General features: G+C 70.2%; 26 protein-coding genes and 1 pseudogene. 16 read left to right on the top strand and 11 right to left on the bottom strand.

Annotated elements, in window-relative coordinates; all coding sequences use genetic code 11:
• Positions 1–347 precede the first annotated feature (347 nt).
• Complete coding sequence (locus QSK37_RS04375; protein WP_285569029.1) at positions 348–854, top strand: DivIVA domain-containing protein; 507 nt, start codon at positions 348–350, stop codon at positions 852–854.
• Between the two features lie 290 nt (positions 855–1,144).
• On the opposite strand, the gene QSK37_RS04370 is transcribed toward QSK37_RS04375, so the two are convergent.
• Entirely contained in the window at positions 1,145–1,903 is a 759-nt protein-coding gene (locus QSK37_RS04370; RefSeq protein ID WP_285617679.1) for a hypothetical protein, read from the bottom strand.
• Positions 1,900–2,604, bottom strand: a complete 705-nt coding sequence (locus QSK37_RS04365) for an ATP-binding cassette domain-containing protein (protein ID WP_285617678.1) — start codon at positions 2,602–2,604, stop codon at positions 1,900–1,902. The genes QSK37_RS04370 and QSK37_RS04365 overlap by 4 nt, the downstream gene beginning before the upstream one ends.
• A 43-nt stretch (positions 2,605–2,647) precedes the next feature.
• On the opposite strand from QSK37_RS04365, the pseudogene QSK37_RS04360 reads away from it, so the two are divergent.
• Both QSK37_RS04360 and QSK37_RS04355 read left to right on the top strand, forming a co-directional pair.
• A pseudogene (locus QSK37_RS04360) lies at positions 2,648–3,073 on the top strand (HIT family protein); the annotation flags it as partial.
• A complete protein-coding gene (locus QSK37_RS04355; RefSeq protein WP_285617676.1) occupies positions 3,073–4,542 on the top strand; it encodes a DUF2079 domain-containing protein in 1,470 nt (489 codons plus the stop codon). The pseudogene QSK37_RS04360 and the gene QSK37_RS04355, both read left to right, overlap by 1 nt.
• Before the next feature lie 15 nt (positions 4,543–4,557).
• Here QSK37_RS04355 and QSK37_RS04350 read toward each other — a convergent pair whose 3' ends face one another.
• Together QSK37_RS04350 and QSK37_RS04345 are read right to left on the bottom strand one after the other, a co-directional pair.
• Positions 4,558–5,748, bottom strand: coding sequence for a Cmx/CmrA family chloramphenicol efflux MFS transporter (locus QSK37_RS04350; RefSeq protein ID WP_285617675.1), 1,191 nt, complete (start codon positions 5,746–5,748; stop codon positions 4,558–4,560).
• Positions 5,748–6,500, bottom strand: a complete 753-nt coding sequence (locus tag QSK37_RS04345; protein ID WP_285617674.1) for an SDR family oxidoreductase — start codon at positions 6,498–6,500, stop codon at positions 5,748–5,750. The genes QSK37_RS04350 and QSK37_RS04345 overlap by 1 nt, the downstream gene beginning before the upstream one ends.
• Before the next feature lie 75 nt (positions 6,501–6,575).
• Here QSK37_RS04345 and QSK37_RS04340 point away from each other — a divergent pair, with 75 nt between their 5' ends.
• Positions 6,576–7,163: a TetR/AcrR family transcriptional regulator gene (locus tag QSK37_RS04340; RefSeq protein ID WP_285617673.1), complete on the top strand. Its 588-nt coding sequence runs from the start codon at positions 6,576–6,578 to the stop codon at positions 7,161–7,163.
• A gap of 13 nt (positions 7,164–7,176) precedes the next feature.
• On the opposite strand, the gene QSK37_RS04335 is transcribed toward QSK37_RS04340, so the two are convergent.
• The 3 genes from QSK37_RS04335 to QSK37_RS04325 are packed head-to-tail and all read right to left on the bottom strand — an operon-like array spanning position 7,177 to position 9,727.
• Positions 7,177–7,860 (bottom strand): pyridoxamine 5'-phosphate oxidase family protein, encoded by a 684-nt coding sequence (locus QSK37_RS04335; protein ID WP_432705523.1) that lies wholly within the window; start codon positions 7,858–7,860, stop codon positions 7,177–7,179.
• On the bottom strand, positions 7,845–9,200 hold the full coding sequence (locus QSK37_RS04330; RefSeq protein ID WP_285617672.1) for an aspartate aminotransferase family protein: 1,356 nt from the start codon (positions 9,198–9,200) through the stop codon (positions 7,845–7,847). Before QSK37_RS04330 ends, QSK37_RS04335 begins: the two co-directional genes overlap by 16 nt.
• 26 nt (positions 9,201–9,226) lie before the next feature.
• Entirely contained in the window at positions 9,227–9,727 is a 501-nt protein-coding gene (locus tag QSK37_RS04325; RefSeq protein WP_285569007.1) for an Lrp/AsnC family transcriptional regulator, read from the bottom strand.
• Positions 9,728–9,838: 111 nt separating this feature from the next.
• Between QSK37_RS04325 and QSK37_RS04320 the strand changes: the two genes are divergently transcribed.
• The 6 genes from QSK37_RS04320 to QSK37_RS04295 all read left to right on the top strand — a co-directional run bounded on the left by QSK37_RS04320 (position 9,839) and on the right by QSK37_RS04295 (position 16,795).
• Positions 9,839–11,305, top strand: coding sequence for a gamma-aminobutyraldehyde dehydrogenase (locus QSK37_RS04320; RefSeq protein WP_285617670.1), 1,467 nt, complete (start codon positions 9,839–9,841; stop codon positions 11,303–11,305).
• Positions 11,306–11,369: 64 nt separating this feature from the next.
• A complete protein-coding gene (locus tag QSK37_RS04315) occupies positions 11,370–12,497 on the top strand; it encodes an ABC transporter ATP-binding protein (RefSeq protein ID WP_285617668.1) in 1,128 nt (375 codons plus the stop codon).
• 1 nt (position 12,498) lies between these two features.
• On the top strand, positions 12,499–13,716 hold the full coding sequence (locus tag QSK37_RS04310) for a polyamine ABC transporter substrate-binding protein (RefSeq protein ID WP_285617666.1): 1,218 nt from the start codon (positions 12,499–12,501) through the stop codon (positions 13,714–13,716).
• A gap of 3 nt (positions 13,717–13,719) precedes the next feature.
• Entirely contained in the window at positions 13,720–14,574 is an 855-nt protein-coding gene (locus QSK37_RS04305) for an ABC transporter permease (RefSeq protein WP_285617664.1), read from the top strand.
• Positions 14,571–15,401 (top strand): ABC transporter permease, encoded by an 831-nt coding sequence (locus QSK37_RS04300; RefSeq protein WP_285617662.1) that lies wholly within the window; start codon positions 14,571–14,573, stop codon positions 15,399–15,401. Before QSK37_RS04305 ends, QSK37_RS04300 begins: the two co-directional genes overlap by 4 nt.
• Positions 15,401–16,795 carry an NAD(P)/FAD-dependent oxidoreductase gene (locus tag QSK37_RS04295; protein ID WP_285617661.1) on the top strand — a complete coding sequence of 465 codons (1,395 nt, stop codon included), beginning with the start codon at positions 15,401–15,403 and terminating at the stop codon, positions 16,793–16,795. The genes QSK37_RS04300 and QSK37_RS04295 overlap by 1 nt, the downstream gene beginning before the upstream one ends.
• 87 nt (positions 16,796–16,882) lie before the next feature.
• Here QSK37_RS04295 and QSK37_RS04290 read toward each other — a convergent pair whose 3' ends face one another.
• The 3 genes from QSK37_RS04290 to QSK37_RS04280 all read right to left on the bottom strand — a co-directional run bounded on the left by QSK37_RS04290 (position 16,883) and on the right by QSK37_RS04280 (position 18,365).
• Positions 16,883–17,410, bottom strand: coding sequence for a PH domain-containing protein (locus QSK37_RS04290; protein WP_285568991.1), 528 nt, complete (start codon positions 17,408–17,410; stop codon positions 16,883–16,885).
• A 68-nt stretch (positions 17,411–17,478) separates the two neighbouring features.
• Entirely contained in the window at positions 17,479–17,979 is a 501-nt protein-coding gene (locus QSK37_RS04285) for a DinB family protein (protein WP_285617659.1), read from the bottom strand.
• The gene (locus QSK37_RS04280) at positions 17,976–18,365 is read right to left on the bottom strand and encodes an ArsR/SmtB family transcription factor (RefSeq protein WP_285617657.1); all 390 of its coding nucleotides are present in this window, start codon (positions 18,363–18,365) and stop codon (positions 17,976–17,978) included. Before QSK37_RS04280 ends, QSK37_RS04285 begins: the two co-directional genes overlap by 4 nt.
• A gap of 85 nt (positions 18,366–18,450) precedes the next feature.
• On the opposite strand from QSK37_RS04280, the gene QSK37_RS04275 reads away from it, so the two are divergent.
• From QSK37_RS04275 to QSK37_RS04255, 5 genes are all read left to right on the top strand, one after another.
• Positions 18,451–19,440: a quinone oxidoreductase family protein gene (locus QSK37_RS04275; RefSeq protein WP_285617656.1), complete on the top strand. Its 990-nt coding sequence runs from the start codon at positions 18,451–18,453 to the stop codon at positions 19,438–19,440.
• Between the two features lie 200 nt (positions 19,441–19,640).
• Positions 19,641–20,240: a dihydrofolate reductase family protein gene (locus QSK37_RS04270; protein ID WP_285617655.1), complete on the top strand. Its 600-nt coding sequence runs from the start codon at positions 19,641–19,643 to the stop codon at positions 20,238–20,240.
• A gap of 62 nt (positions 20,241–20,302) precedes the next feature.
• Positions 20,303–20,548, top strand: a complete 246-nt coding sequence (locus QSK37_RS04265) for a hypothetical protein (protein WP_285617653.1) — start codon at positions 20,303–20,305, stop codon at positions 20,546–20,548.
• Positions 20,549–20,642: 94 nt separating this feature from the next.
• Positions 20,643–20,966: a YciI family protein gene (locus QSK37_RS04260; RefSeq protein WP_285617652.1), complete on the top strand. Its 324-nt coding sequence runs from the start codon at positions 20,643–20,645 to the stop codon at positions 20,964–20,966.
• A 185-nt stretch (positions 20,967–21,151) separates the two neighbouring features.
• Complete coding sequence (locus QSK37_RS04255) at positions 21,152–22,579, top strand: MFS transporter (protein WP_285617650.1); 1,428 nt, start codon at positions 21,152–21,154, stop codon at positions 22,577–22,579.
• Positions 22,580–22,678: 99 nt separating this feature from the next.
• Here QSK37_RS04255 and QSK37_RS04250 read toward each other — a convergent pair whose 3' ends face one another.
• Positions 22,679–23,710, bottom strand: a complete 1,032-nt coding sequence (locus QSK37_RS04250) for a S1 family peptidase (protein ID WP_285568980.1) — start codon at positions 23,708–23,710, stop codon at positions 22,679–22,681.
• Between the two features lie 438 nt (positions 23,711–24,148).
• On the opposite strand from QSK37_RS04250, the gene QSK37_RS04245 reads away from it, so the two are divergent.
• A complete protein-coding gene (locus tag QSK37_RS04245) occupies positions 24,149–25,357 on the top strand; it encodes a glycosyltransferase 87 family protein (protein ID WP_285617648.1) in 1,209 nt (402 codons plus the stop codon).
• Position 25,358: the final 1 nt, after the last annotated feature.

The following is a 25,358-nucleotide window of genomic DNA, read 5'->3' as shown; positions in this document are numbered from 1 at the left end:
TCCTCGCCCTCGGAGAGATCCGAGAAGGCCGGTCCTGTCTCGCGGGCGGGTCAGGGGGCGGCTGATCTTGTATGGGGGTGAGCCCGGGGAGGCCGGTCCTGTCTCGCGGGCGGGTCAGGGGACGGCCGATCCTGTACGGCGGTTGGACCCGAGGAAAGCCGATTTTGTACGGCGGGTGGGGCTGGAGGAGGTCGATCCTGTATCTCGGGTGGGTCCGAAGTCAGGCCGATCCCGCGTGCCTCGGGTGGGGGTCGAGGAGTCCGACCCGGGCCGCAGGCCGGATACGGCCATGACGTATCGCCTGTTCGTGCATCGCCTGTCCGGCGGAGATCGGAAACAATGATCAGATGCCAGACTTTCCGCGTGCCCTCCGCGGCTACAGTCCCGCTCAGGTGGACGCGCTCATCGGCCGGATCGAGGGGACGCTCGGCCGGCGTCCGCTGTACGCGCCGCCGGTGACGGCCGATGAGGTCAACGCCGCGAAGTTCGGGCGGGCGGTGCGCGGATACCGGATGAAGACCGTGGACGAGGCGCTCGAGGAGTACATCCGCACGCTGGAGGACAAGGCCGGCGGCAACCGCATGGCGTCCGGTGAGGTGGACCGGCTCGTCGGCCTGGTGAGAAACGTGCAGTTCAGGACGACGCGGGTCGCCCCGGGGTACGACGAGCAGGAGGTCGACGACTTCCTCAACGCGACGATCACCGCCCTCCGCGAGGGGACCGCCCGCGCGTCGGTGGTGAAGAAGTCGGTGTTCGCGGCGACCCGGATGCGGCCCGGCTACCGCCAGGCGGAAGTGGACGCCTTCCTGGACCGTCTGGCATCCGAGATCGAACGCCTCCGCTCCGACAGCTGACGGCGGTCGCGATCATGGGCAGGTGCGGCGCAGCCTGACCTACAGGGTGATCGCGATCAGGTCCAGCCGAGGATATGTGCGGGGGCGGCGGTTGCGGTCGTGGCAAGGTGCGGCGCAGTTGGACCTACAGGGCGATCGCGATCGGAGTCCAGGCGGGGTGTGTGCGGGGCGGTCGCGGGCGGGCGCGATGTCGCCGGGCGTACAGGGTGGGCGGGTGCGGCGCAGCCAGACATGCAGGGTGACCGCGATCGGGTCCAGCCGAGAGTGTGTGCGGCGGGCGGGGGTAGCGGTCAGGGGCGGGTGCGGCGTAGTCGGACGTACAAGGCGATGGCGATCGCGGTCCAGGCGAGGGTGCGTGCGGCCAGTTCCGGGAAGGCGTGTGTGAGGTCGGCGGGGCCGTGGCCGGCTGACCGCATCCAGTCGATCATCGGGACCGCCAGGAAGCGTAGCCCCGTCATGCCGAAGATCAGGTTGAGGGCGCAGACGCCCAGCAGGACGAGGATCGAGGTGCCCGTCGACGGGATGACGGCGCGGCTGGTCAGCGCCCCCACCGCGGTCGCGCCCAGCGCCGACAGAGGGGACAGCGCGGCGCAGACCAGCATGGCCTGGACGCCCAGCCCGGAACCGGCGGCCATGGCCAGCAGGTAGATCGGGGCGATCAGCGCGAGTACGACGCTGAAGACGTACGCCGACAGCAGGCCGGCGATGAGGGCCCGCCGGCGGCCCGCGGTGACCGCGGACACGTACCGCTGGACGTCCGGTTCGGTGTCGAGGAGGCCACGCGCCGCCCAGGCGCAGATCGGGAAGACCAGCACGGCCGCGTCGGCGATGGCGTTCACCGTTCCCTGCCGTACTTCGGCCGGTGTGCCGCCGACCGGGCTGGAGAACATGATGGCCAGCAGCAGCGCCAGCGCGAGCACCGGATGCAGCGCACGCACCGACCGCACGTACCCGCTGAGCTGGTAGCGCATCACGGCGACCGTCGACCGTCGTAGGGGGAGCGGCGGGGCGGCGAGCGGCGACCGGCGGCGGTCGAGGCGGGCGGTCATCGGCGGCGGGCGTGGTAGCCGTCGGCGGTCAGGCGTTCGACCAGGGCGTCGGCCTCGTCGGAGCGTACGGTGACCTCCACGATCGTGTGTTCGTCCGGTATGTCTCCCACCGTCACCGTGTGGCCTGACACCCGCCACCGGACGACGTCCGGGAGTTTTCGCAGGTCGCCCTGATGATCGCTCACGACCACGGACGTGCCCTCCGCGGTGAGGGCGGACAGGATCGACGGCAGCGCCGCGCGGGTCTCGGAGTCCAGGCCCGCGAAGGGTTCGTCCAGCACCAGGAGTTCCGGTTCGGCGATCAGTGCCTGGATCAGGCCCGCCTTGTGGGCGCTGCCCTTGGACAGGTCGGGCAGCCGGGTGCCGAGCAGGCCGGAGAAGCCCAGGCGCGCCGCCCATTCTCCGACCGTGGACTCGTCGACGCCCCGGATCCGCGCCATGTGGCCCAGGTAGGCGCCCGCGGTGAAGGGCTGGGCGGCCGGGAAGATCTCCGGGGCGTACCCGATGCGCGGCGGCCGGTCCGACACCTGGCCGCGCACCGGGGGGACCACTCCGGCCAGCAGCCGCAGCAGCGTCGACTTGCCCGCTCCGTTGGCCCCACTGACCTCGATGAGCCGCCCACGGGGTACGGTCAGCGTCACATCGCGGAGTACCCATGGCGCGCGTCGCCGGTAGCGGAACGCGACCTGCTCCAACTGCACGACCCTGGACTCTACCGGCGTCACGTAAGACCAACGTAAGCGGAAGAATGCCACCATGGACTGCGCGTTCTGCGAGATCGTCGCGGGGAGGCGACCCGCCCACGTCGTGCTGGACGACGACGGGCCCGCCGTGGCCTTCCTCGACACCCGGCCCCTGTTCAAGGGGCACACGCTGCTCGTGCCGCGGGAGCACTACGAGACCCTGCCCGACCTGCCGCCCGAGCTGCTGGCCCCCTACTTCGGCGCCGCCCAGCGGCTCGCCGAGGCGATGGAGACCGTGCTGGGGGCCGCCGGGTCGTTCGTCGCGATGAACAACCGGGTCAGCCAGAGCGTGCCGCACCTGCACACCCATGTCGTGCCGCGCAACCGCAAGGACGGCCTGCGCGGGTTCTTCTGGCCGCGCACCAAGTACGCCTCCGACGACGAGGCGCGCGAGTACGCCAAGCGTCTGCGCGAGGCGCTCGGCTGATGCTCGCCGAGGCCACCGAACCGCGCACCGGGACGCCCCGCCGCCAGGCGGTGGCGGTCGGGGCCCTCACCGTGGTGGTGGCGGCCGTCTACTCGGTGTACGCCCTCGTACGGTTCTGGGCCTTCCGCACCACGACGTACGACCTGGTGATCTTCGACCAGGCGGTACGGTCCTACAGCCGCCTGCACCTGCCCGTCGCGATCGTCAAGGGCGTGCACAACGGGTTCGGCGCGCAGTTCAACGTGCTCGGCGACCACTTCTCGCCGATCCTCGCGCTGCTCGCCCCGCTGTACTGGATCCACGACGGGCCGCAGACCCTCCTCGTCGCCCAGTCGGTGCTGCTGGCGCTGACGATCGTCCCGCTCTGGGCGTTCACGCGGCGGCGGCTCGGGAGCGGGCCGGCGTACTGCGTCTCCGCCGTGTACGCGCTGGCGTGGCCGGTGGCCGAGACGCTGGCGTTCGACTTCCACGAGATGGCGTTCGCGCCGGTCCTGTCGATGCTCGTGCTCGAACGCCACGAGGCCGGCCGGCGGTGGCAGAGCGCGGCGGCGGCCGGCGCTCTGCTGCTGGTGAAGGAGGACATGGGCCTGCTGGTCGCCGGCTTCGGGCTGTACCTGCTGACCCGGCCGGGCGAACGGAGACGTGCGGCCTTTCTCGTCGTGGCCGGGGTGTTCTGGACGTGGCTCGCCTCACGGGTGCTGATCCCGGCCTTCGGCGGCTCGGCCGACTACTACTGGGCGTACGACGCGCTCGGCCGCGATCTGCCGCACGCGGCCTCCGGTGCGCTCACGCATCCGTGGACCGTCGGCCGGCTCCTGGTCACCCCGCACGTCAAGGTGACGACGATGCTGTGGCTGGTGGCCCCGCTGCTGCTGCTTCCGCTCCTGTCACCGATCACGCTGGCGGTGCTGCCGCTGCTGGCCGAGCGGATGCTGTCGAGCCGGTTCGGGCACTGGTGGGAACCGCGGTTCCACTACAACGTCGCGCTGGCCGCCCTCCTCGTCGCGGCGGGCGTCGACGGCGCGGCCCGCCTCGGGCGGCTGCTGCCGCGGCTGCGGGCCGAGCACGTGTGGCCGGTGGCCGCCCTGGCCGCGACGCTGGCGGTGGTCCCGCACTTCGCCTTCGCCAAGTTCGTCGAGCGCGGCTTCTACCGGCGCGACGCGCGGGCCAGGGCCGTGGCCGCGATCCTGCCGGCCATCCCGGACGGCGCGCTGGTCGAGGCGCCCAACGGGGTGGGCCCGCAGCTGAGCGGCCGTACGCGGGTGCTGTTGTGGGACGACCGGCCGCGCTGGGCGCCGTGGGTGGTGGCCGACGTGGCGGCTCTGGACTTTCCGTTCCCCTCGCTGCAGGCTCAGCGCGACCGGGTGAGCCTGCTGCGGCGCGAGGGCTATGCGGTGGTCCGGCAGCAGGACGGGTACCTGCTGCTCAACCGCCCGGGGTCGGTTCCCGATCTGCGCCCTGCCCGCTGACCGCTCGGCCGTGGGTCAGACGGCGGCGCACGGTCGCCGCTCTCCGTGCGGCACTCGGGAGCGATGAGCCCGTGTGATGGTCGTCTCGATGGCCAGCAGTGCCAGTGCGACGCCGGCGAGGCATGCGCCGATCCAGGCCACCGCCGGGTAGCCGAGCCCCGCGGTGAGCGCCGTCCCGCCGAGCCACGGGCCGACGCTGATGCCGATGTTGAACGCCGAGGTGTTCCCCGCGACCGCCAGTGTCGGTGCCGCCGGGGCGATTCCGAACACCCGTGAGTTGAGCGCCGGGTTGGTGCCGAACCCGGCCAGTCCCAGCAGCAAGACCAAGATCACAACGGCGACGGCATGCGGTGCGGCGAGCCCGAGCATGACCGAGGTGACCAGCAGCCCGGTGAAGCCGGCGGCGAGGACGCCGAGGGGCCGAGTGTCGGCGGCGCGGCCACCGACCGCCATGCCGAGCAGTGCACCGATGCCGTACACGAGCAGGACGCCGGGCACCCAGGCGGCATCGAGGCCGGTCGTGTCGACGAGCATCGCGCCCAGGTAGGAGAACGTACCCAGTAGCGCGGCGGTGGAGACCGCCGTCATGGCGTACGACAGCCACAGCCTCGGCGGGGCGAGCCCGCGCAGCTCTTCGCGCACTCGCGGCGTGGTCGTGGGGCGGAGGTCGGGCACCTTGGCGAGCACGGCGAGGATGGCCAGGGCGGCGAGCGCGGCGACGCACCAGAACGCTCCTCGCCAGCCGAGGTGCTGGCCGATCCAGGTGCCGGCGGGCAGTCCGATCACGGTGGCGACGGTGAGACCGCCGGCGACGATGCTCATCACGCGTCCGCGCCGGTCGGGTGCGACGAGTGCCATGGCAGTGCTTCCACCGACGGCCCAGAATCCGGCATAGACGAATGCGCCGACGAATCGGGCGGCGAACAGCACGGCGTAGCTCGAGGTCAGCGCGCCGACCACGTGCGCGAGGACGAAGATCGCCAGGAAGGCGGTCATGGCCCGTTTGCGCGGCCAGCGCAGCGTGACGATGGCCAGGGTGGGCGCGCCGATGAGCATGCCGAGCGCGAATCCGGAGATCAGCAGCCCTGCCTGCGAGATCGTGACGTGGAGATCGGCGGCGAGTTCCGGCAGCAGGCCGGCGAGCATCAGTTCGCTGGTGCCCTGGGCGAAGATCGCGAACCCGATGATCAGGACCGGGACGGGCATCAGAGCATCGACCCGCCACTCGCGTCGATCCACTGCCCGGTCACCCATCGTGCGTCTTCCGAGGCGAGAAAGGCGACGACGTCGGCGATGTCGTCCGGCTGCGCGACGCGGTTCAGCGGAGACAGAGCGGCGATCGCGGCGCGGCCCTCCTCCGTCGCGAGCCTCGCGGTGTTCATGTCGGTGTCGGTCGCGCCGGGGCCGACGGCGTTGACCGTGATCGCGCGCGGTCCGAGTTCCTTGGCCAGGGACGCCGTCAGCGAGTCGACCGCGGCCTTCGACATCGCGTACGCCATCAGCTCCGGGAGTCGCGCGCCGTGGGTGAACCGGGTGGAGACATTGATGATCCGGCCGCCGTCGCGCAGCCGCGACAGGCCATGCTGGGCGAGGAAGAACGCCGCCTTGGTGTTGACCGCGAAGACCTCGTCATAGCGCGCCTCGTCGACCTCGGCGAAGGGGATCCGCCCGCCCAGGACGCCCGCGTTGTTGACCAGGATGTCCACCCCGTCGGCGTGTTCGTCGAACGCCGTCCACACCGTCTCGGCGTCACCCGGGATCCCGAGCCGAGCCTGGATCGCGAAGGCCTGGCCACCGCCGTCGCGGATCGTCCCGACGGTCCGTTCGGCGGCTTCGGCGCTGCTGCCGTAGTGCACGCCGACACGTGCGCCGTCGCGAGCCAGCCGAAGCGCGATCGCCCGGCCGATTCCCCGGCCCGCACCGGTGACCAACGCCGTCTTACCCGTCAGCGATCCCATGAGCACTCCTTTCTCTAACGGCCGTTACAAAACGAACCGTAGCATATTGTCTAACGGGCGCTATAAAATGGGCTCATGGCGACGACGCGTGGACGTCCCTCCTCCTTCGACCGGGACGCGGTCCTGGACAAGGCGATCCGGCTGTTCTGGCGGCGGGGCTACGAGGGCACCTCGGTACGGGATCTCAGCGAGGAGCTCGGGATCGGTGCTCCGAGCATCTACAACGCCTTCGGCGACAAGCGGACGTTCTTCGCCGAGGTCCTCCGCGTGTACGACGAGAAGTACGGCGGGTTCATCGACGCGGCCCTGGCCGAGGAGCGCACCGCCAAGGAGGCGGCCGCACGCGTCTTCGCCGAGGCGCCGACCCGTTACAGCCGTCGCGGCCTGCCGACCGGATGCCTCATCATCAGTGGCGACGCCGGTACCGCCGACGTCACGGTGGCGACGCGGTTGCGGCGCATCCGGGAGGCCAAGGTCGCCGCGTTCGCCGACAAGATCCGCGCCGACCTGACCTCCGGTGAGCTTCCCGCCGACACGGACGCACAGGCATTGGCCCGCTACACGATGTCGACGCTGAGCGGAATCGCGCAGGCGGCCCGCGACGGCGTACGCAGGACCGAACTCGAGCACGCCGCGCGGATCGCACTGGGCGCGTGGCCGTGAACGTCAAGCCCGGTCACATCGGTTCCCGGCCTGCGCCCGGAGGGAGCAGGCCGGCGATGTGGGCGGGCGCCGGGAGGCCGTCCGGAAGCGCCGGGTCGGGTACGGGCGGACGGGAGACGACCTCCAGCGGCACGACCCCGGCCCACAGCCCCAGCGAGGCGTCCGGGCCGTCGCCGTCCGCCGGCGGTCCCTCCGCGACCTTCACCGACGCCTCGTCCAGGGGCAGGGCGAAGATCACTGTGGCGGCGAGCTCCTTACGGCTCGGTCGCCGCGCGTAGTCCCACTGGCCGGGCGCCGCGTGCTCGGTCAGCACGCGCAGCCCCTCCACTTTGGCCTCCCCGGACAGCGCGCGCGGCAGGCCGTACACCATCGCGCTGCGGTAGTTGACCCCGTGCTCGAACACCGAGCGGGCCAGCACCAGCCCGTCCACGTGCGTCACCGTCACGCACACCGTCCGCCCGCCCGCCAGGCTCCGGCTGGCGACCGACCCGTGGAAGTACAGGAAGGAGTCGTCGAAGCCGTACACCGTCGGCACGACCATCGGCGCGCCGTCGACGATGACGCCCAGATGGCAGACGAATCCGGCGCGCAGCACGGCGAACAGGGCCGCACGGTCGGTGCGGCCCTGGTCGCGCAGCCGCCGATGCCGCGTGCGCTCCGTGCCGGACAGCCCCGAGGCCATCAGACCCGCGTCCACGCCTCCGTCAGCACCGACCGCAGGATCCGTTCGATCTCGTCGAAGTGCTCCTGGCCGCAGATCAGCGGCGGGGCAAGCTGGATGACCGGGTCGCCGCGGTCGTCGGCGCGGCAGACCAGGCCCGCGTCGAACAGCGCCGGCGACAGGAACCCGCGCAGCAGCCGTTCGGACTCGTCGTCGTCGAAGGTCAGCTTGGTGGTCTTGTCCTTCACGAGCTCGATGCCGTAGAAGTAGCCGTCGCCGCGTACGTCGCCGACGATGGGCAGGTCGTTCAGCCGTTCGAGGGTGGAGCGGAAACCGGCCTCGTTCGCGCGGACGTTCTCGAGGACCTTCTCCTTCTCGAACACCTCCAGGTTGGCCAGGGCCACGGCCGTCGAGACCGGGTGGCCGGCGAAGGTGATGCCGTGCAGGAACGTCGCGGTTCCTTCGTTGAACGGCTCCATCAGCCGGTCGTCGACGAGCATGCCGCCCAGCGGCGAGTAGCCGGAGGTCAGGCCCTTGGCGAAGGTGATGATGTCGGGCCGGTAGCCGTACCGGTCGGCGCCGAAGTAGTGGCCGAGCCGGCCGAACGCGCAGATCACCTCGTCGGAGACGAGCAGCACGCCGTGCCGGTCGCAGATCTCGCGGACCCGCTGGAAGTAGCCGGGCGGCGGCGGGAAGCAGCCGCCGGAGTTCTGCACCGGCTCCAGGTACACCGCGGCCACCGTCTCGGGCCCCTCGCGCTCGATGGCCCGCTCGATCTCGTCCGCCGCCCACTGCCCGAACCGCTCCAGCGAGTCGCCGTGCTCGGGCGCGCGGTAGAAGTTGGTGTTCGGCACGCGTACGGATCCGGGCACGAGCGGTTCGAACGGCGGCTTGATGCCGGCCAGGCCGGTGATCGACAACGCGCCCATCGACGTGCCGTGGTAGGCGATGTCCCGGCTGATCACCTTGTAGCGCTCCGGCTGCCCGACCAGCTTGAAGTAGTTGCGGGCGAGCTTGAACGCCGACTCGACGGCCTCGGACCCGCTGGTGGTGAAGAACACCCGGTTCAGGTCGCCGGGCGCGAGGCCGGCCAGGCGCTCGGCCAGCTCGACGGCGTTCGGGTGGGCGTAGGACCAGAGAGGGAAGTAGGCCAGCTCGCCGGCCTGGCGGCCCGCGGCCTCGGCGAGCTCGGTCCGGCCGTGGCCGAGCTGGGAGACGAACAGGCCGGACAGCCCGTCCAGGTAGCGACGGCCCCGGTCGTCGTAGACGTACGGGCCCTCACCGCGCACGATGACCGGAATCTCGCTGTCCTTGTACGCCGACATCCGGGTGAAGTGCAGCCACAGATGGCGTTTTGCCGAATCCTGTGTGGTCATGGGCCGCTCAGCCTCCTTACGCTGGGTCATCGCGTTCCCCAGGAGTAGATCTGCTTGCGCAGTTTGAGGTAGACGAAGCTCTCGGTGCTGGTGACGGTCGGTACGGCCCGGATGCGGCCCAGGAGTTCGAGGAGGTGGTCGTCGTTCTCGCAGACGAGCTCGGCGAGCAGGTCGAAGGACCCGGCGGTGATGACGACGTAGTCGATCTCGTCGATCGCGGCCAGCGCGTCCGCGACCGCGGTGAGGTCGCCCTCGCACTTGACGCCGATCATCGCCTGCCGTGGGAAGCCCAGGGACAGCGGGTCGGTGACCGCGACGATCTGCATCACGCCGGCTTCGAGCAGCCGCTGCACCCGCTGGCGCACCGCCGCCTCCGACAGGCCGACGGCCTTGCCGAGCGCCGCGTACGAACGGCGCCCGTCCGCCTGCAGCAGCTCAATGATCTTCTTTGACGTCTCGTCGAGGTTCACACCGGTGCGCCGCCCGCTCGGCGTCTGCCGGACCGGCGGTGGGTGTTCGTCGCTCATCGAGTCCTCCTCGATGCGACATCGTGTCACCTGTGCCGTGATTGTCAAGGAATCCATCGTGAAATCCGATTGTAACAACGGAATCCCTTGTTTCACCTCGACGGTTCTGCCATGGTCGGGGCCATCCGTTCCGGACCCCGGAGGTCGAGGGTGACGCTGCGAAACTTCGTGGGCGGCGAGTACGTCGAGGCCAAGGACGGCCGCGTCTCCGACGTGGTCGACCCGAGTACGGGCGAGCCGTACGACCAGGCTCCGGTCTCCGGACCCGCGGACGTCGACGCGGCGATGACCGCGGCCGAGGCCGCCTTCCCGGGCTGGCGCGACGCCACGCCCGCCGAGCGCAGCCTGGCCCTGCTCCGCATCGCCGACGCCGTCGAGGCCAGGGCGGAGGAGTTCGTCCAGGCCGAGTGCCGCAACACCGGCAAGCCGCTCCAGCTCACCCGGGACGAGGAGATCGGCCCGATGGTGGATGAGTTCCGGTTCTTCGCCGGCTGCGCCCGCCTGCTCGAAGGCCGGTCGGCGGGGGAGTACCTGGCCGGCCACACCTCGATGATCCGCCGCGAGCCCATCGGCGTCTGCGCGCAGGTCACACCGTGGAACTACCCGATGGTCATGGCCACCTGGAAGATCGCGCCGGCGCTCGCGGCGGGCAACACCGTCGTGCTCAAACCCTCCGATACGACGCCTGTCACCACGCTCCTTCTGGCCGAGATCGCGGCCGAGTTCCTCCCGCCCGGCGTGCTCAACGTCGTCTGCGGCGACCGCGACACCGGGCGCGAACTCGTGGCACACCGGATCCCGCAGATGGTCTCGGTCACCGGATCCGTACGGGCGGGCAAGGAGGTCGCCCGGCAGGCCGCCGACACGCTCAAGAAGGTGCACCTCGAGCTCGGCGGCAAGGCCCCGGTCATCGTCTTCGACGACGCCGACGTGGAACGTGCCGCCCAGGGCATCGCCGAGGCGGGCTACTTCAACGCCGGGCAGGACTGCACCGCGGCCACCCGCGTGATCGCCGGTCCGGGCGTGCACGACGACTTCGTCGCCGCACTGGCCGAGCGGGCGCGCACCACCACGGTCGGCCCGCCGTCGCAGGAGGACGCCTTCTACGGCCCGCTGAACAACGCGAACCAGTTCGCCCGCGTGAGCGGCTTCCTCGACCGCGTGCCCGCGCACGCCGAGGTCGTCGCCGGCGGCGAACGCCTGGGCGACCGCGGCTACTTCTACGCGCCCACCGTCGTCACCGGGCTCGCCCAGGACGACGAGATGATCCAGGACGAGATCTTCGGCCCGGTCATCACCGTGCAGCGCTTCACCGACGAAGAACAGGCATTGCGCTGGGCCAACGGCGTGGACTACGGCCTGGCGGCGAGCGTGTGGACCAGGGACCACGGCCGTGCGCTGCGGATGGCCAAGGGCCTCGACTTCGGCGCCGTCTGGATCAACACGCACATCCCGTTCGCGTCGGAGATGCCGCACGGCGGCTACAAGCACTCGGGGTACGGCAAGGACCTGTCGATGTACGGGTTCGAGGACTACACGCGGATCAAGCACGTGATGAGTCACATCGGAGTCTCGTGACCGAGCGGAGCGAGGGAACCATCGAACACAGCACGGTGGTCACGAGGCCGACGAAGGAGGTCTCGTGACCGATACGAAAGAGGCGGGGACGCCCGTCGGCGCCGACCTCGCGGCGATCGAGCTGAACGGCGTCAAGAAGACCTTCCACGCGCACGGTGACGCGGTCGCGGCGGTCAAGGGCATCGACGTGTCCATCGGCGAGGGCGAGTTCTTCTCGCTGCTCGGCCCGTCCGGGTGCGGCAAGACCACGACGATGCGGATGATCGCCGGGTTCGACGAACCCACCGAGGGCGAGGTCTTCCTGCACGGCCGGAACGTCGTCGGCGTGCCGCCGAACAAGCGGGACGTCAACATGGTGTTCCAGTCGTACGCGCTGTTCCCGCACATGAGCGTGTTCGAGAACGTCGCCTTCGGGCTGCGCCGCAAGGGCGTCGCCAAGAGCGAGGTCGCGCGGCGCGTCGGCGAGATGCTGGAGATCGTCGACCTGAAGGGCCGGGAGAAACGGCGACCGCGCGAGCTGTCCGGTGGCCAGCAGCAGCGGGTGGCGCTGGCCCGCGCTTTGGTCAACCGCCCGCGCGCCCTGCTGCTCGACGAGCCGCTCGGCGCGCTGGACCTCAAGCTCCGCCAGGCGATGCAGGTCGAGCTCAAGCGCATCCAGCGCGAGGTCGGCATCACGTTCGTGTACGTGACGCACGACCAGAACGAGGCGCTGACGATGTCGGACCGCATCGCGGTGATGAACGACGGCCGGATCGAGCAGCTCGGCACGCCGCGGGAGATCTACGAACGGCCCGCGACCACCTTCGTCGCCGGCTTCATCGGCACCTCCAACGTGCTGTCCGGCACCGTCGCCCGCGCCGGTGCGGGCCGCGCGGTCATCGAGCCGGGCCTGGGGGAGCGGATCGTGGTGCCCTGCACCGCCGCGCCGGGCGAGGAGATCGAGCTCACCGTACGGCCGGAGAAGATCGACGTCCGCTCCGATCCTCCGGCCGGCGACGGCTGCGCGCTGCGCGGCACCGTGACCGAGGTCGTGTACCTCGGCATGTTCACCAACTACAACGTGACGACCTCCACGGGCGCCGAGGTCGTCGTCTTCGTGCAGAACGTCTCCTCCGCGGACGACGTCGCCACCCGGGGGGACAGCGTCTGGCTGTCGTGGGATCCGCGCCACTCCTACGTGATCGGAGCCTGACATGAACACCAACCCCGCTCTTCTCCGCGGCATGACCGGCCGCCGGGACGCGCTCCGGCTCTTCGGCCTGGCCGGCGCGGGTCTCGGTCTGGCCGCCTGTGGCGTCAAGGGGCAGAAGGCGGCCCCGCCGAAACAGAACGACGTGCAGAAGTACTGGGCCGGCAAGACCAAGAAGGGCCACCTGAACTTCGCGAACTGGACCCTCTACATCGACAAGAACCGGACACCGCTGAAGGAGTTCACCCGGCAGACCGGCATCACGGTCACCTACCGCGAGGTCATCTCGGACGACCCGCAGTGGTTCGGCAAGATCGCCCCGCAGCTTCAGGCGGGCCAGTCGATCGGCTACGACCTCATGGTGGTGACGAACGGCCTGGAGTTCACCAAGCTCGTCGAACTCGGCTACCTCGTGCCGCTCGACCACTCCCAGATGCCGAACTTCACCAAGAACGTGGGGGCGGCGTACAAGCAGGAGTCCTTCGACAAGGGGAACGTCTACAGCGTCCCGTACGCGACCGGGCTCACCGGCATCGCGTACGACCCGAGCAAGACCGGGCGTGAGATCACCAGCATCCAGGACCTGTGGGACCCGAAGTTCAAGGGCAAGGTCGGGATGATGTCCGACGTGCAGGAGATCGGGAACTTCGGGATGTTCGCCGTCGGCATCGACCCGGAGAAGTCGACCCCGGACGACTGGAAGAAGGCCGGCGCCAAGCTGCAGGAGCAGAAGGACAAGGGCATCGTCCGCAAGTACTACGAGAACGACTACATCGACGCGCTGTCGCGCGGCGACGTGTGGCTCACCATGGCCTGGTCCGGCGACATCTTCCAGCAGAACCTCAACGAGGGATCGAACCTGAAGTTCGTCATCCCCAAGGAGGGCGCCACGATCTGGACCGACAACATGATGATCCCCAAGACCGCGGACAACCCGGTCGACGCCCTGATGATGATGGACTTCTTCTACCGGCCGGAGATCGCCGCCAACCTCGCCGAGTTCATCAACTACGTGACGCCGGTGCCGGCGGCCAAGGACGTCATCGCGGCCGACGCGGCCAAGGCCACCGGCTCGAAGAAGAAGACGCTGGAGTCGGTGGCGTCCAGCCCGCTGGTGTTCCCCACCGACGCCGACTACGCCAGGCTGCGGCACTACCGCTCGCTGACCCCCGCGGAGGAGAAGGACTACACCGCGGTCTTCCAGCACATCACGGCGGGTTGACCGATGCGCCGACGCCTCGCGCCGTACGCGCTGATCCTGCCCGGGGGGCTCTGGCTCGCCATCTTCTTCGTGGTGCCGATGGTCGTGATGCTGTCGTTCTCGCTGATGCAGGGCGACGTCGTCAACGGTTTCTCGCTCACCTGGCACTGGCAGAACTACAGCGAAGCCCTGTCCGACTACGACGACCAGCTCATCCGGTCGCTGGTCTACGGGGTGATCGCCACCGCCGCCTGCATCGTGCTGGCCTACCCGGTGGCGTACTGGATCGCCTTCCGCGGCGGCGCGCGCAAGACGACGTTCCTGTTCCTGCTCCTCCTGCCGTTCTTCGTGTCGTTCGTGCTGCGGACCTTCTCCTGGAAGTTCCTGCTGGCCGACGACGGCATCGTGCTGTCCCCGCTCAAGCACGCCGGACTCCTGCCGCAGGACTTCCACGTGATCGCCACCGGGTTCGCGGTGGTGGCCGGTCTCACGTACAACTACCTGCCGTTCATGGTGCTGCCGATCTACGTGGCGCTGGAGCGGGTGGACCCGAAGATGATCGAGGCGGCGCAGGACCTGTACGCCTCGCCGGCGCAGGCGTTCGCGCGGGTGGTGTTCCCGCTCTCGCTGCCGGGGGTGTTCGCCGGGGTGCTGATGACGTTCGTGCCGGTCAGCGCCGACTACGTGAACGCCACCGTGCTCGGCGGCACCAACAACACGATGATCGGCAACATCATCCAGAACCTCTACCTGGTGAACAACGACTACCCCCAGGCCGCGGCGCTGTCCTTCACACTGATGGCGATCCTGCTCATCGGGATCTTCCTGTACGCCAGGGCGCTGGGCACCGAGGACGTCCTGGAGGTGGCGACCCGATGACGTCGGTCGCGGCGGAGGAGAGCACCGGTACGGCATCGCGGAGGACGCGCGGGCGCTGGGGCGACCGGCTGCTCTTCGGCTACACCTGGCTGATCATCGTCTGGCTGTGCCTGCCGATCGCGGTGATGATCGCGTTCGGGTTTAACGACACCAAGGGCCGGCTCAACCTCACCTGGCAGGGCTTCACGGTCAAGTGGTACGGCCGGCTGTTCTCGGTGCCGGACCTGACCACGGCCCTGGTGAACTCCCTGACGATCGCGCTGGTCGCCACGGCCGTCAGCGCCGTCCTCGGCACGCTGATCGGGCTGGCCCTCGGCAGGTACCGCTTCCGCGGGCAGGGCGCGCTGAACCTCGTGCAGTTCGCCGCGATCTCCGCGCCGGAGACGGTCATGGGCGCGTCCCTGCTGTCGTTCTTCGTGCAGCTGAACGTCGGGCGCGGCTACTGGACGATCGTCATCGCGCACATCATGTTCTCGCTGTCGTTCGTCGCGGTGACCGTGCGCTCGCGGGTGCTCACCCTCGACCCGGCGATCGACGAGGCGGCCCGCGATCTGGGCGCGACCGGCTGGACCGCCTTCCGGCTCGTGACCCTGCCGATGATCTTCCCGGCGGTGCTGGCCGGCGGCCTGCTGGCGTTCGCGCTGTCGATCGACGACTTCATCATCACGAGCTTCAACAGCGGCTCCACGCTGACGTTCCCGCTGTGGATCTGGGGCGCGCAGAAGAACGGCCTTCCCCCGCAGGTCAACGTCATGGGGACGCTGATCTTCGTGGCCGGGGTGCTGCTCGCGGTCGGCAACGCGCTCCTCGCCCGCCGGCGCAGGTGATGAACGCGCTGAGGGCGCTGGCCGAGGCCGAGCCCACTCCGTACTGGCTGGCCGACCCGGCCGCGCCCGAGCCCGCCGCCGCCCTGACCGGCCCGGTCTCCTGCGACCTCGCGGTCGTCGGCGGCGGGTACACCGGGCTGTGGACCGCGCTGCGCGCCCGGGAACGCGACCCGTCGCTCGACGTCGTCCTCCTGGAGGCCGACGTCGCCGGCGGCGCCGCCTCCGGGCGCAACGGCGGCTTCTGCGCGGCGAGCCTCACGCACGGGCTGGGCAACGGCCTGGCCCGCTGGCCCGGGGAGATCGCCACGCTGGAGCGGCTCGGCCGGGAGAACCTCGACGGCATCGAGGCCACGCTCGCGCGCCACGGCATCGACGCGGAGTTCGAACGCACCGGCGAGCTGGACGTCGCCACCGAGGACTGGCAGCTCGCCGACCTCGCCGAACTGGCCGAGCGCGCGGACGAGGCCGGGCGGTCCCTCGAACTGCTCGACGCCGGCGCCGTACGGGCCGAGGTGGACTCGCCGACCTACCACGGCGGCCTGTGGGACCGGGACGGCGTCGCGCTCGTGCACCCGGCCAAGCTCGCCTGGGGCCTGCGGCGCGCGTGCCTGGCGGCGGGAGTGCGGATCTTCGAGCGCACGCCGGTACGCGCCATCGAGGAGGAGGGCCGCGGACTCCGGCTGCGGACCCCGTACGGCACGGTCACCGCCGGGAGGGGCGCGCTGGGCACCGGCGGCTTCCCCGCGCCGCTGCGCCGCCTGCGCCACTTCATCGCGCCCGTCTATGACTACGCGCTGGTCACCGAGCCGCTCTCCGACGCGCGGCTCGCCTCGGTGGGCTGGCGGAGCCGTACGGGGGTGGGCGACTCCGGCAACCGGTTCCACTACTACCGGCTGACCGCCGACAACCGGATCCTGTGGGGCGGCTACGACGCGATCTACCACTTCGGCGGCGCGGTGCGCGCCGAGCTCGAACGCCGGCCGGCCACGTTCGCGACGCTCGCCGGGCACTTCTTCACGACGTTCCCACAGCTCGACGGCGTGCGCTTCACTCACGCGTGGGGCGGGGTCATCGACACGTGCAGCCGGTTCTGCGCCTTCTTCGGCACCGCGTACGGCGGGCGGCTCGCGTACGCCGCGGGCTACACCGGGCTCGGCGTCGGTGCGACGCGGTTCGGCGCCGACGTCATGCTCGACCTGCTGTCGGGCGAGGAGACCGAGCGCACGCGGCTGGCGATGGTCCGCTCCAAACCGGTGCCGTTCCCGCCGGAGCCACTGCGGTACGGCGCGGTACAGCTCACACGCTGGTCCCTGGCCCAAGCGGACCGCCACCAGGGCCGCCGCAACCTGTGGCTACGCGCCCTCGACGCCTTCGGCGTCGGCTTCGATTCGTGATGATGGTCGGGCTCGCCTCCTCACTCGCTACGCGGACGGCTCGTACCTCACCGGCCGCTCCGCTCGCTCGTCGGCTCGCCGCTCCGGTCAGTCGTCCCCGTGGCCGAACGCCACCGCGGAGATGTCGAGGTAGATCGCCTCGGGTTCGGGGACGTACTCCACCCGGGACAGGGCCTGGTCCTGGCCCGCGGACTCCAGCACGATCGTGCCGTACCCCAGCATCCGGCCCAGGATCGAGCGGTCGACCGTCAGGTCGGTGACCTTCGACAGCGGCATCATGTCGACGCGCCGCGTGACGATGCCGTGGACGAGCATGGCGCGGACCTTGGTGACCGCGAAGAACTCGTCGGACCACTCGAACACCTTGAAGACCAGCCGGGAGGCGACCATCAGGAAGCCCACCCAGATGACGGTGACGGCCGTGGAGTTGTGTACGAAACCGGTGAGCACGCCGGCGAGGATCAGCGCGCCGAGCGTCTCGAAGACCTGCTGCAGGAACACGGCGGGATGACGGCGGATCAGCACCGTGTCGTCGTCCATCTCCTGCGGAAGCAGGTACTTCTGGAGATGGTGCGGATTGACGTTGCGTACGGCCAGAAAACCCGGGATCGGCACGTCCGCACTCTAACCCGAGGCCGCCGCGTTCGTGATCCATTTGGCCGCGCGTGGCCTGTTCCGGGGGCTCAGTCGCCGGTGACGCCGTCGAGCATCTCCCGCAGGATGTCGAGGTGGCCGTTGTGCCGGGCGGTCTCCTCGATGAGGTGCACGATGATCCATCGGAGCGTGACGTGCCCGCCCCGCCCCCGCTCGAGCTTCGACTCGGTGTCCAGGCTCAGCGAGCGCAGGACCTCGTTGTTGGCCGAACACTGCCGCTCGTACGCCGCCAGCAGCTCCGACAGCGGCGTGCCGTCGGCGCGGAAGTCGGCGTCCGGGTCCTCTTCACTCCACGGCTGGTCGTCCGGGCCGCCGAGCAGTGTGTGCTCGACCCACCCGCGCTCCACCCAGTAGAGGTGGCTGACGAGCCCGGCGACGGTCATGAGGGGAGAGGAGGCGAGCAGCGGGCGGTGCGCGAGGTCCTCGGCCAGTCCCTCGGTCTTGACGAAGACGGTCGCCCGGTGCCAGTCGAGCCAGGAGATGAGCATCGAGCGCTCATCGGCGGCGTGCGGTGCGTCAGTACGGTTCATGACCTGGGATCATGCCGGTCGGCCCGGCCTGCGGCAACCGGCTGCTCACGGCCGGCCGCGCTCGTCTCGTAGGCGGTCACGATCGCGTCCAGCAGCCCGGGGAAGCGGCGGTCGAGATCCTCCGCGCGGAGCGTGGTCCACCGGCGCGTGCCCTCCTCGCGCTGCCGGATCACCCCGGATTCACGCAGCACGCGGAAGTGGTGGGACAGCGTCGAGGGCGCGACGTCGACCGGGAACGTCCCGCACGCGCGCTCCGGCGCGGAGCGCAGGGTCCGGACGATCGTCATCCGGGTCGGGTCGGACATCGCGTGCAGGATGTCCAGCACGTCGAACTCCTCCGGCTCGGGATGGGTGAGCGCCGTGCGGCGGCGCTGAGATCTCGGCATCGTTCCCTCTTTCATTCGACAAACATCGTACAACGGTTGTACGGTTTTCGTCGTTCTACGAACGTCGAAACTAGAAGGAGTCCTCATGCGCGCGTTGGTCATGACCGGGCCGTCCCAGGACGCCGGCCGAACGAGGGTCGCGGAGGTCGAGGAGCCTCATCCGGGCGCGGGCGAGGTGACCGTCGAGGTGGAGTACGCCGGGATCAACTTCATCGACGTGATGGCCCGCCGCGGCGACCCCGGCTACGCGAAGGAGTGGCCGTACCGGCCCGGCCTGGAGGTGTCCGGCACGGTGCGGGAGACCGGACCGGGCGTCACGGGCCTCGAACCGGGGCGGCGGGTCGCCGCGTTCACCGGTGGCGGCGGCCTGGCCGAGGTGGTGCGCGTGCCGGCCGCCTCCGTCGTGCCCGTGCCCGGCGGCGTCCCGTCCCCGGTCGCCGCGGCGGCCCCGCTCATGTTGACCACCGGGCTCCTCCTCCTACGCGACGCCGCGCGCTTCCGGCCCGGGGAGACCGTGCTGGTGCACTCGGCCGGCGGCGGGGTCGGGGGCGCGGTGGCCCGGCTCGTGCCGGCGCTCGGCGGAGGCCGCCTCATCGGGACCGTGGGCCGGCCCGCCGGCGTCGGCTCGGCGCTGGAGAGCGGGTACGACGCCGTGGTGCCGCGCGACGCCGGCCTGGAGGAGGCGATCCGCGCGGCCACCGGCGGCACCGGGGTGGACGTCGTGCTCGACCCGCTGGGCACCCGGGCGCTCCGCACCGACCTCGCCGTCGCCGCGCCCGGCGGCCGGATCGTCCTGTTCGGCAACGCCGGTGGCGGGGAGCAGGACGCGCTGCCCGCGGCCGGCCGGCTGATCGGCGGCAACCTGTCGATCGGCGGCTTCAGCATGAGCGGGCTGTGGGCGCACGCCACGCACCGCGCCGCGGCCGGCCTGCGCGATGTCCTCGGCCTGGTCGCCGACGGCACGCTGGACCTGCCGGTCACCGAGGCCGGCTCACTCGCGGAGGTGCCGGAGATCCATCAGCTGCTCGCCGAGGGACGGGGGAGGGGCAAGTACGTCGTCCGGCCCGGGGCGTGACCGGCCCTTCGAGGAACAACCGAACGAAAGTCGCGGTAGCTCGGCTTCCACCACCGGACCACCACCCGGCGAGCGTCAGCGGCGGGGTGCGGGAGTAGCCCTCGAAAATGATGCGAAGGCGGTGTCGGATCGGGTCGGTCGTGTTCGTGGAAGTGGTGAAGCCGCCCAGCGGTGGTGGCCTGAGAAAACGGAGCAGCACCATGAGCACCACCTTCACAGTCGACTACTTCTGCAGCCTCGACGGCTACGGCATGGCCGAAGGCTGGCCCGGGTACTGGGGGAAGGAAGGCCCTGAGGTCCGCGAGGACCGGGTGCGCACCTTCGCGCAGGACCAGGTGCTCGTCTTCGGCGCGACGACGTTCCGGCAGTTCCGGAAGTTCGTGCGCATGTTCGACGAGCCCTACTACGACAGCCTGAACGAGCTGCCGAAGGTCGTGTTCTCCAGCACGCTCGAAGATCCGCTCGGGTGGCAGAACTCGACGGTTCTCAACGAGGACGCCGTGACGGCGATCGAGCGGCTGAAGCGCACCACGGACGTCCCGATGCGTTCGCACGGCAGCATCTCGCTGAACCGCGCTCTGCTCGCCGCCGGCCTCGTCGACCGGCTCGAAATCCTCATGTTCCCCGCCATCTCAGGTCGCGCTGGGCAAGCGGCGCTCTTCCACGACGGGGCGGAGTTCGACCTGGAGCTCATCGATTCGACCGTGCTCGATGGCCGGACGCAGAAGCTCGTGTACGTCCCGCACCTTCACGGCGAGATCCCCAAGGGCGTCGGGCCGCACCTCCGAAACGCGGACTAGTCGTGGCAGGACAGGACCGAGAGGATGTGGGCACGCTGGATCAGTGCGGCCTGTCCTGAGGAGTGATCGACGCGCAGGATGCCCCGACCCGCGCCCACCGAAACGCGTGGGCGCGGGTCGTTGCGTCGTTCGCCAAGCGGTTCGGTAACCTCGGCACCGCCGAGGACGCGGTTTCAGAAGCCTTGGTGACCGCCGCCGAGCGATGGCCGGTGAAAGGCATCGCGCCCGACCCCGGCGCGACAGCAGCCGCGACCGGCCCGGATCCGCGCTCGACCTGGCCGGGTTGCGACTCGACTCCAAGGGCGTGACGATCCGGGTTCACCGAGCGCCCGCAGCAGGCGCCGGCTGGAACACCGGACCGCCCCACCACACTGTCTTGACGCCACCGGAGATGACCTTCAGATGCAGTACCTGATTTCCGTGATCCACGACCAGGCCGGCCTTGCCACCCCGGAGGAGCACGCTGCGATCGACGTGTTCAATGACCGGCTCCGGGCCGAGGGCCACTGGGTCTTCGCCGGCGGCCTCGCGGCGCCCGGCACGGCCACCGTCATCGACAACCGGGGCGGGGAAACGATGTTCTCCGACGGGCCGTTCGTGGAGTCGAAGGAGTACCTCGCCGGCTTCTACGTCATCGAGGCCCCTGACCACGACGTGGCGCTCAAGCTCGCCGCCGAGGGGTCGAGGGCGTGTAATCGGAAGGTCGAGGTGCGGCCGTTCCTGTGAGCGGGGTCGATGTGCGGGAGGCGACCACCCACGTCCAGCCGTGAGGAGTGGCCCGGGACGAACTCGGGCCTGATGTTCTGAAAAAGATTTCGAAGGCGGTGTCGGATCCGGTCGCGGGTCTTCGTGGTGGGGGTGAGAGGTCGCCCACGAGGGGCGCCCCGACGGAATCGAGAAGGACGTTCCTCATGACCACCTTGATGGAGCCGGGCACGGTCACCGCACGCCGCTCCGGCCGCCTGATGTGGGCGATCCTGGGGCTGGTGCTGCTCGCCGACGCCCTCGACGTGATCGATGGAACGGTCACGAACATCGCCGCCCCGACCATCGCCCGAGAGCTCAACGGCGGTGAGAGTTTGATCAAGTGGCTGGGACCGGCGTACATGCTCGCCATGGGGGTCCTGCTCGTGGTCGGCGGACGGCTGGGTGACAGGTTCGGCCAGCGCAGGCTTTTCCTGACCGGCATGGGCGGGTTCACCCTGGCCTCGGCGGTCGCCGGGTTCTCACCCGACCCGGCCCTGCTCATCGTCGCCCGGGTCGCTCAGGGAGCGTTCGGGGCCCTGCTCATCCCGCAAGGAATGGCGATCATGACGAAGGCGTTCGCCCCCGCCATGCTCGCCAAGGCGTTCGGGCTGTTCGGCCCGGTTCTGGGCCTGTCCAGTGTCGGTGGCCCGGTCCTGGCCGGTTTCCTCATCAGCGCCGACGTGTTCGGTCTGTCCTGGCGCCCGATCTTCCTCATCAACATCGTCCTTGGCGTCATCGGGCTGGTCATGGCCGTCAGGATTCTGCCGCGTGACGACGGCGACCGGTCCGCCGTCGTCGACGGCTGGGGCTCCGGCCTGCTCGGGGTCGCGATGCTCGGGCTGCTGTACGGCCTGATCGAGGGCTCGACCAACGGCTGGAGCGTCCTCCCGATCGTCTCGATCGTCGTCGGCGTCCTGTTCTTCGCCGCCTTCGCCTACCGTCAGCGCACCGCGACCCACCCGCTCATCACGCCCTCGCTCATGAAGAACCGGGGTTTCACCTCCGGACTGCTCGTGTGCCTGGTCGCCGTCGCCGCCGGCACCGGCCTGCTCTTCGTGCTGTCGCTGTTCCTGCAGGAAGGGCTGCACGTCAGCCCGCGGGACGCCTCGCTCGGTCTGGTGCCGCTCACCCTGGGGCTCGTCGCCGCCGGGTTCGCCGCCATGGGAGGCCTGGTCGCCAAGCTCGGCCGCCGGCTCGTCTTCATCGGCCTCACCGTCGACCTCGCCGGTTGCGGGTGGGTCCTGGTCCTCATCGATCACTCCGGGACGAACGCCGGCCTCTGGGCGCCGGCCCCGGCGTTCTTCGTCATCGGCATCGGCCTCGGCCTCAGCTTCGCCACGATCCCCACCGTCGCTCTCGGCGACGCCAAACCCGACGAAGCCGGCAGCGCCAGCGGCGCGTTCAGCTCCATCCAGCAACTCGCCTCAGCGATCGGCTCGGCCGCGATCACCTCGATCTTCTTCCAAGCCACGACCTCCGGACCCGCCCACGCGATGAAAGTCAGCCTCATCGTCGTCCTGGCCGTCACCGCTCTCAGCCTCCCGGTCGTCGCCCTGATGCCCCGCACGGCACCATCAGAACCCCAGCAGTGAGCGACCGGCCGCACATGACCCCCGAACGATGAGACCCTCGGGACCACACGGTCCCGAGGGTCTCATGCCGATCCGGCGGGTCGAGGTCTGGCCGGAGGATCAGTAGACGCTGACGCCGTACGCGCTCAGCGCCTCGGTCACCGGCTGGAAGAAGGTCGTGCCGCCGGAGGTGCAGTTGCCGCTGCCGCCGGAGGTCAGACCCAGGGCCGTCGTCCCCGCGTAGAGCGGGCCGCCGCTGTCGCCGCCCTCGGCGCAGACGGTGGTCTGGATCATGCCGTACACGGTGCCCTCGGAGTAGTTCACCGTGGCGTTGAGCGCGGTGACCCGGCCGGAGTGGACGCCGGTCGTGCTGCCGCGCCGGGAGACCGTCTGGCCCACGGTCGCGTTGCCCGCGCTCGTGATGTCCTGGCTGCCGACCGTGCCGGACGGCGTGCCGCTGGTGGTGTAGCGGACGATCGCGTAGTCGTTGCCCGGGAACGAGCTGCTCTGCGTGTTACCCAGCGCCGAGGTGTGGCTCGAGTTGGAGTACCACGTCGAGGCGATGTTGCCGCAGTGACCGGCGGTCAGGAAGTAGTACGTGCTGCCGCTGCGGACGTTGAAGCCGAGCGAGCAGCGGTACTGCCCGCCGTAGATGGCGTCGCCGCCGCTCAGCCGCGTGGTGAACGCGCCCGCCACGTGGTTGACGCGGACGGTGCCGCCGAGCTGCTGCGCGGCCTTGGTGACCTGGGCCAGCCGGGCGCCGGTGACGGTGCTGTCGACCGACAGCACGACCTGGTCGGTGGCCGGGTCGACCGCCCACGCGGTCCCCGGCACGCGCGCCGTGCTGTCCAGCGTGCTCGTGGCCTGGGCGAGCCGGGCGCCGCTGTAGGCGACCGTCTTGGGCACGGCGCCGGCCGCCCGCACGACCTTCGCGTCGGACGCGTTGGTGACGGTGACGACGAGCTTGTTCGTGGCGTGGTCCAGGTAGGACCCGGCGGAACGGGACCCGAGCTGGCCGGCCAGTTTGCCGGCGACCTGCGACGGATCCACCTGCGAGGCGGACGCCTGCGCGGATGCGGCGACGAGTGTGCCGCCGACCAGCCCGGCCGCCGCGACGATCAGTCCGGCGCGTCGGGATGCAGTGAACCTCACACGAGCCTCCCTCAGGGGTGGCGGGCGCGCCCTGGTGGCGCACCCGAGGGATGGCGCGGTACGGCGGGGCCCGCTCGCGCGGAAGGTCTGGGGGCATCCGCGCTCACGGGGCCTGAGAACCGAGTACCTTGCCTGCCGAGAGGTTCACGCATCTAGTAAAATTTTGCAAGATTCCTTGTAAGTCCGGTTATGGCCATGGAGCCCGTATCCTCGGGGCTGATCGGGCGTTGGACACGAAGCGGGGCGTCAGGCGGGGAGTCCGGAAGCGCCTACGTGGGGTAGCCGATCGATCACGGATCACTCTCGAAGGTCAAGAGCTACCTGAGAGTTCGCTGTAAATACCCGGCCCAGGTCAGACGACCTGCCCGAATGTGAGAGCCTTGCCTAACGATGGACCATCCTGTATTCGTAGCATTCATCCTGGTAGCAGGCCTGATCATGGCCGTCCTCGCGCAGTGGCGCGGGTGGCGGCCATCGTTGCGGACCTCCCTCGCGGTGGGCATCGGACTGCGGCTGATCCTCCTGGTGGTCGCCGCGACCGCCGCATGGCAGCCGGTCGACTACAACGAGGGTTTCCGGCACGCCGGGCGCGCCATCCTGCACCACCAGGATCCGGTGCTCGCGACGCAGGGGTCCTGGCACTTCCTGCCGATGATCCCCTACTTCTACGCGCTGGTGCTGGCCACCGGTCTGCCGTGGGAGGTCGCCGGCCGCGTGGTCACGTTCGTGGCCGACGCCGTCCTGATCGTGCTGGTCGGCAAGCTGGCCGGGCCGAAGTACCGGGCACAGGCGCGGTTCCAGTACGCCTGCAACCCGATAGCCCTGATGGTCGCGATCATTCACGGCCAGGTGGAGCCGGTCGCCCTCGCGTTCCTCGTCGGCGCGTACGTCGTGGCACGTGCCACACCCGCACCGGACGGTGAGGGCCGAAACCGGGCCGCGATGTACGCCGCGTGGGCCGGGGCGCTGTTCGGGTTCGCGCTGTCGGCCAAGAGCTGGCCGATCATCCTGCTGCCGGTGCTGCTGGCCATGCTGCCCACCTGGCGCCAGCGCCTGTACGGGCTGGTCGCGGCCGGTGCGGTGCCGGTGTTCTTCCTGGTGACGCTGCCGCTCGTGGTGGACAGCTCGTGGTCGGGCATCCTCGACGTCGCCCGCTATCTCGGTGAGGTGCGGCCCATCGTCGGCGAGTGGGGCTGGACCGCCGTGATGACCGGTGGCGACTGGCAGCTCGTCTCGGCCGCCGCCTCGATCGGCCAGGTCATTCTCTACTCCACGATCGCCCTCGTCATGTGGCTGTGGTGGCGCTCGGACCGGATCGACCAGACCTCGGCGATCCTGCTCGCGTTCATGATCGTGACCCCGCGGATGGGCGCGCAGTACCTCCTCTGGTTCGTGCCGTTCCTGTGCGCCCGCCCGACGCGCTGGAGCCGCCCGGCCCTGGGGCTGGCCGCCGTCTGGGCCGGGCTGGGCTACCTCTACCTCACCCAGTTCGACGACAACGGCTGGTGGAAGAACCACGAGTGGTGGGCGATCAGCTCGGTGGCGGTCATCCCGCTCCTGGCCCTGGCGATGCCCTGGGCCCGCCGCGTGTCCCGCCCGACCAAGGAGACCGCGCTCCCGGAGACCGAACTCGTCACCACGGGATGAT

It is taken from the genome of Actinoallomurus iriomotensis, assembly GCF_030269445.1.
Taxonomy (GTDB): domain Bacteria; phylum Actinomycetota; class Actinomycetes; order Streptosporangiales; family Streptosporangiaceae; genus Actinoallomurus; species Actinoallomurus iriomotensis.
This window is presented reverse-complemented; position numbering and strand designations above follow the sequence as displayed.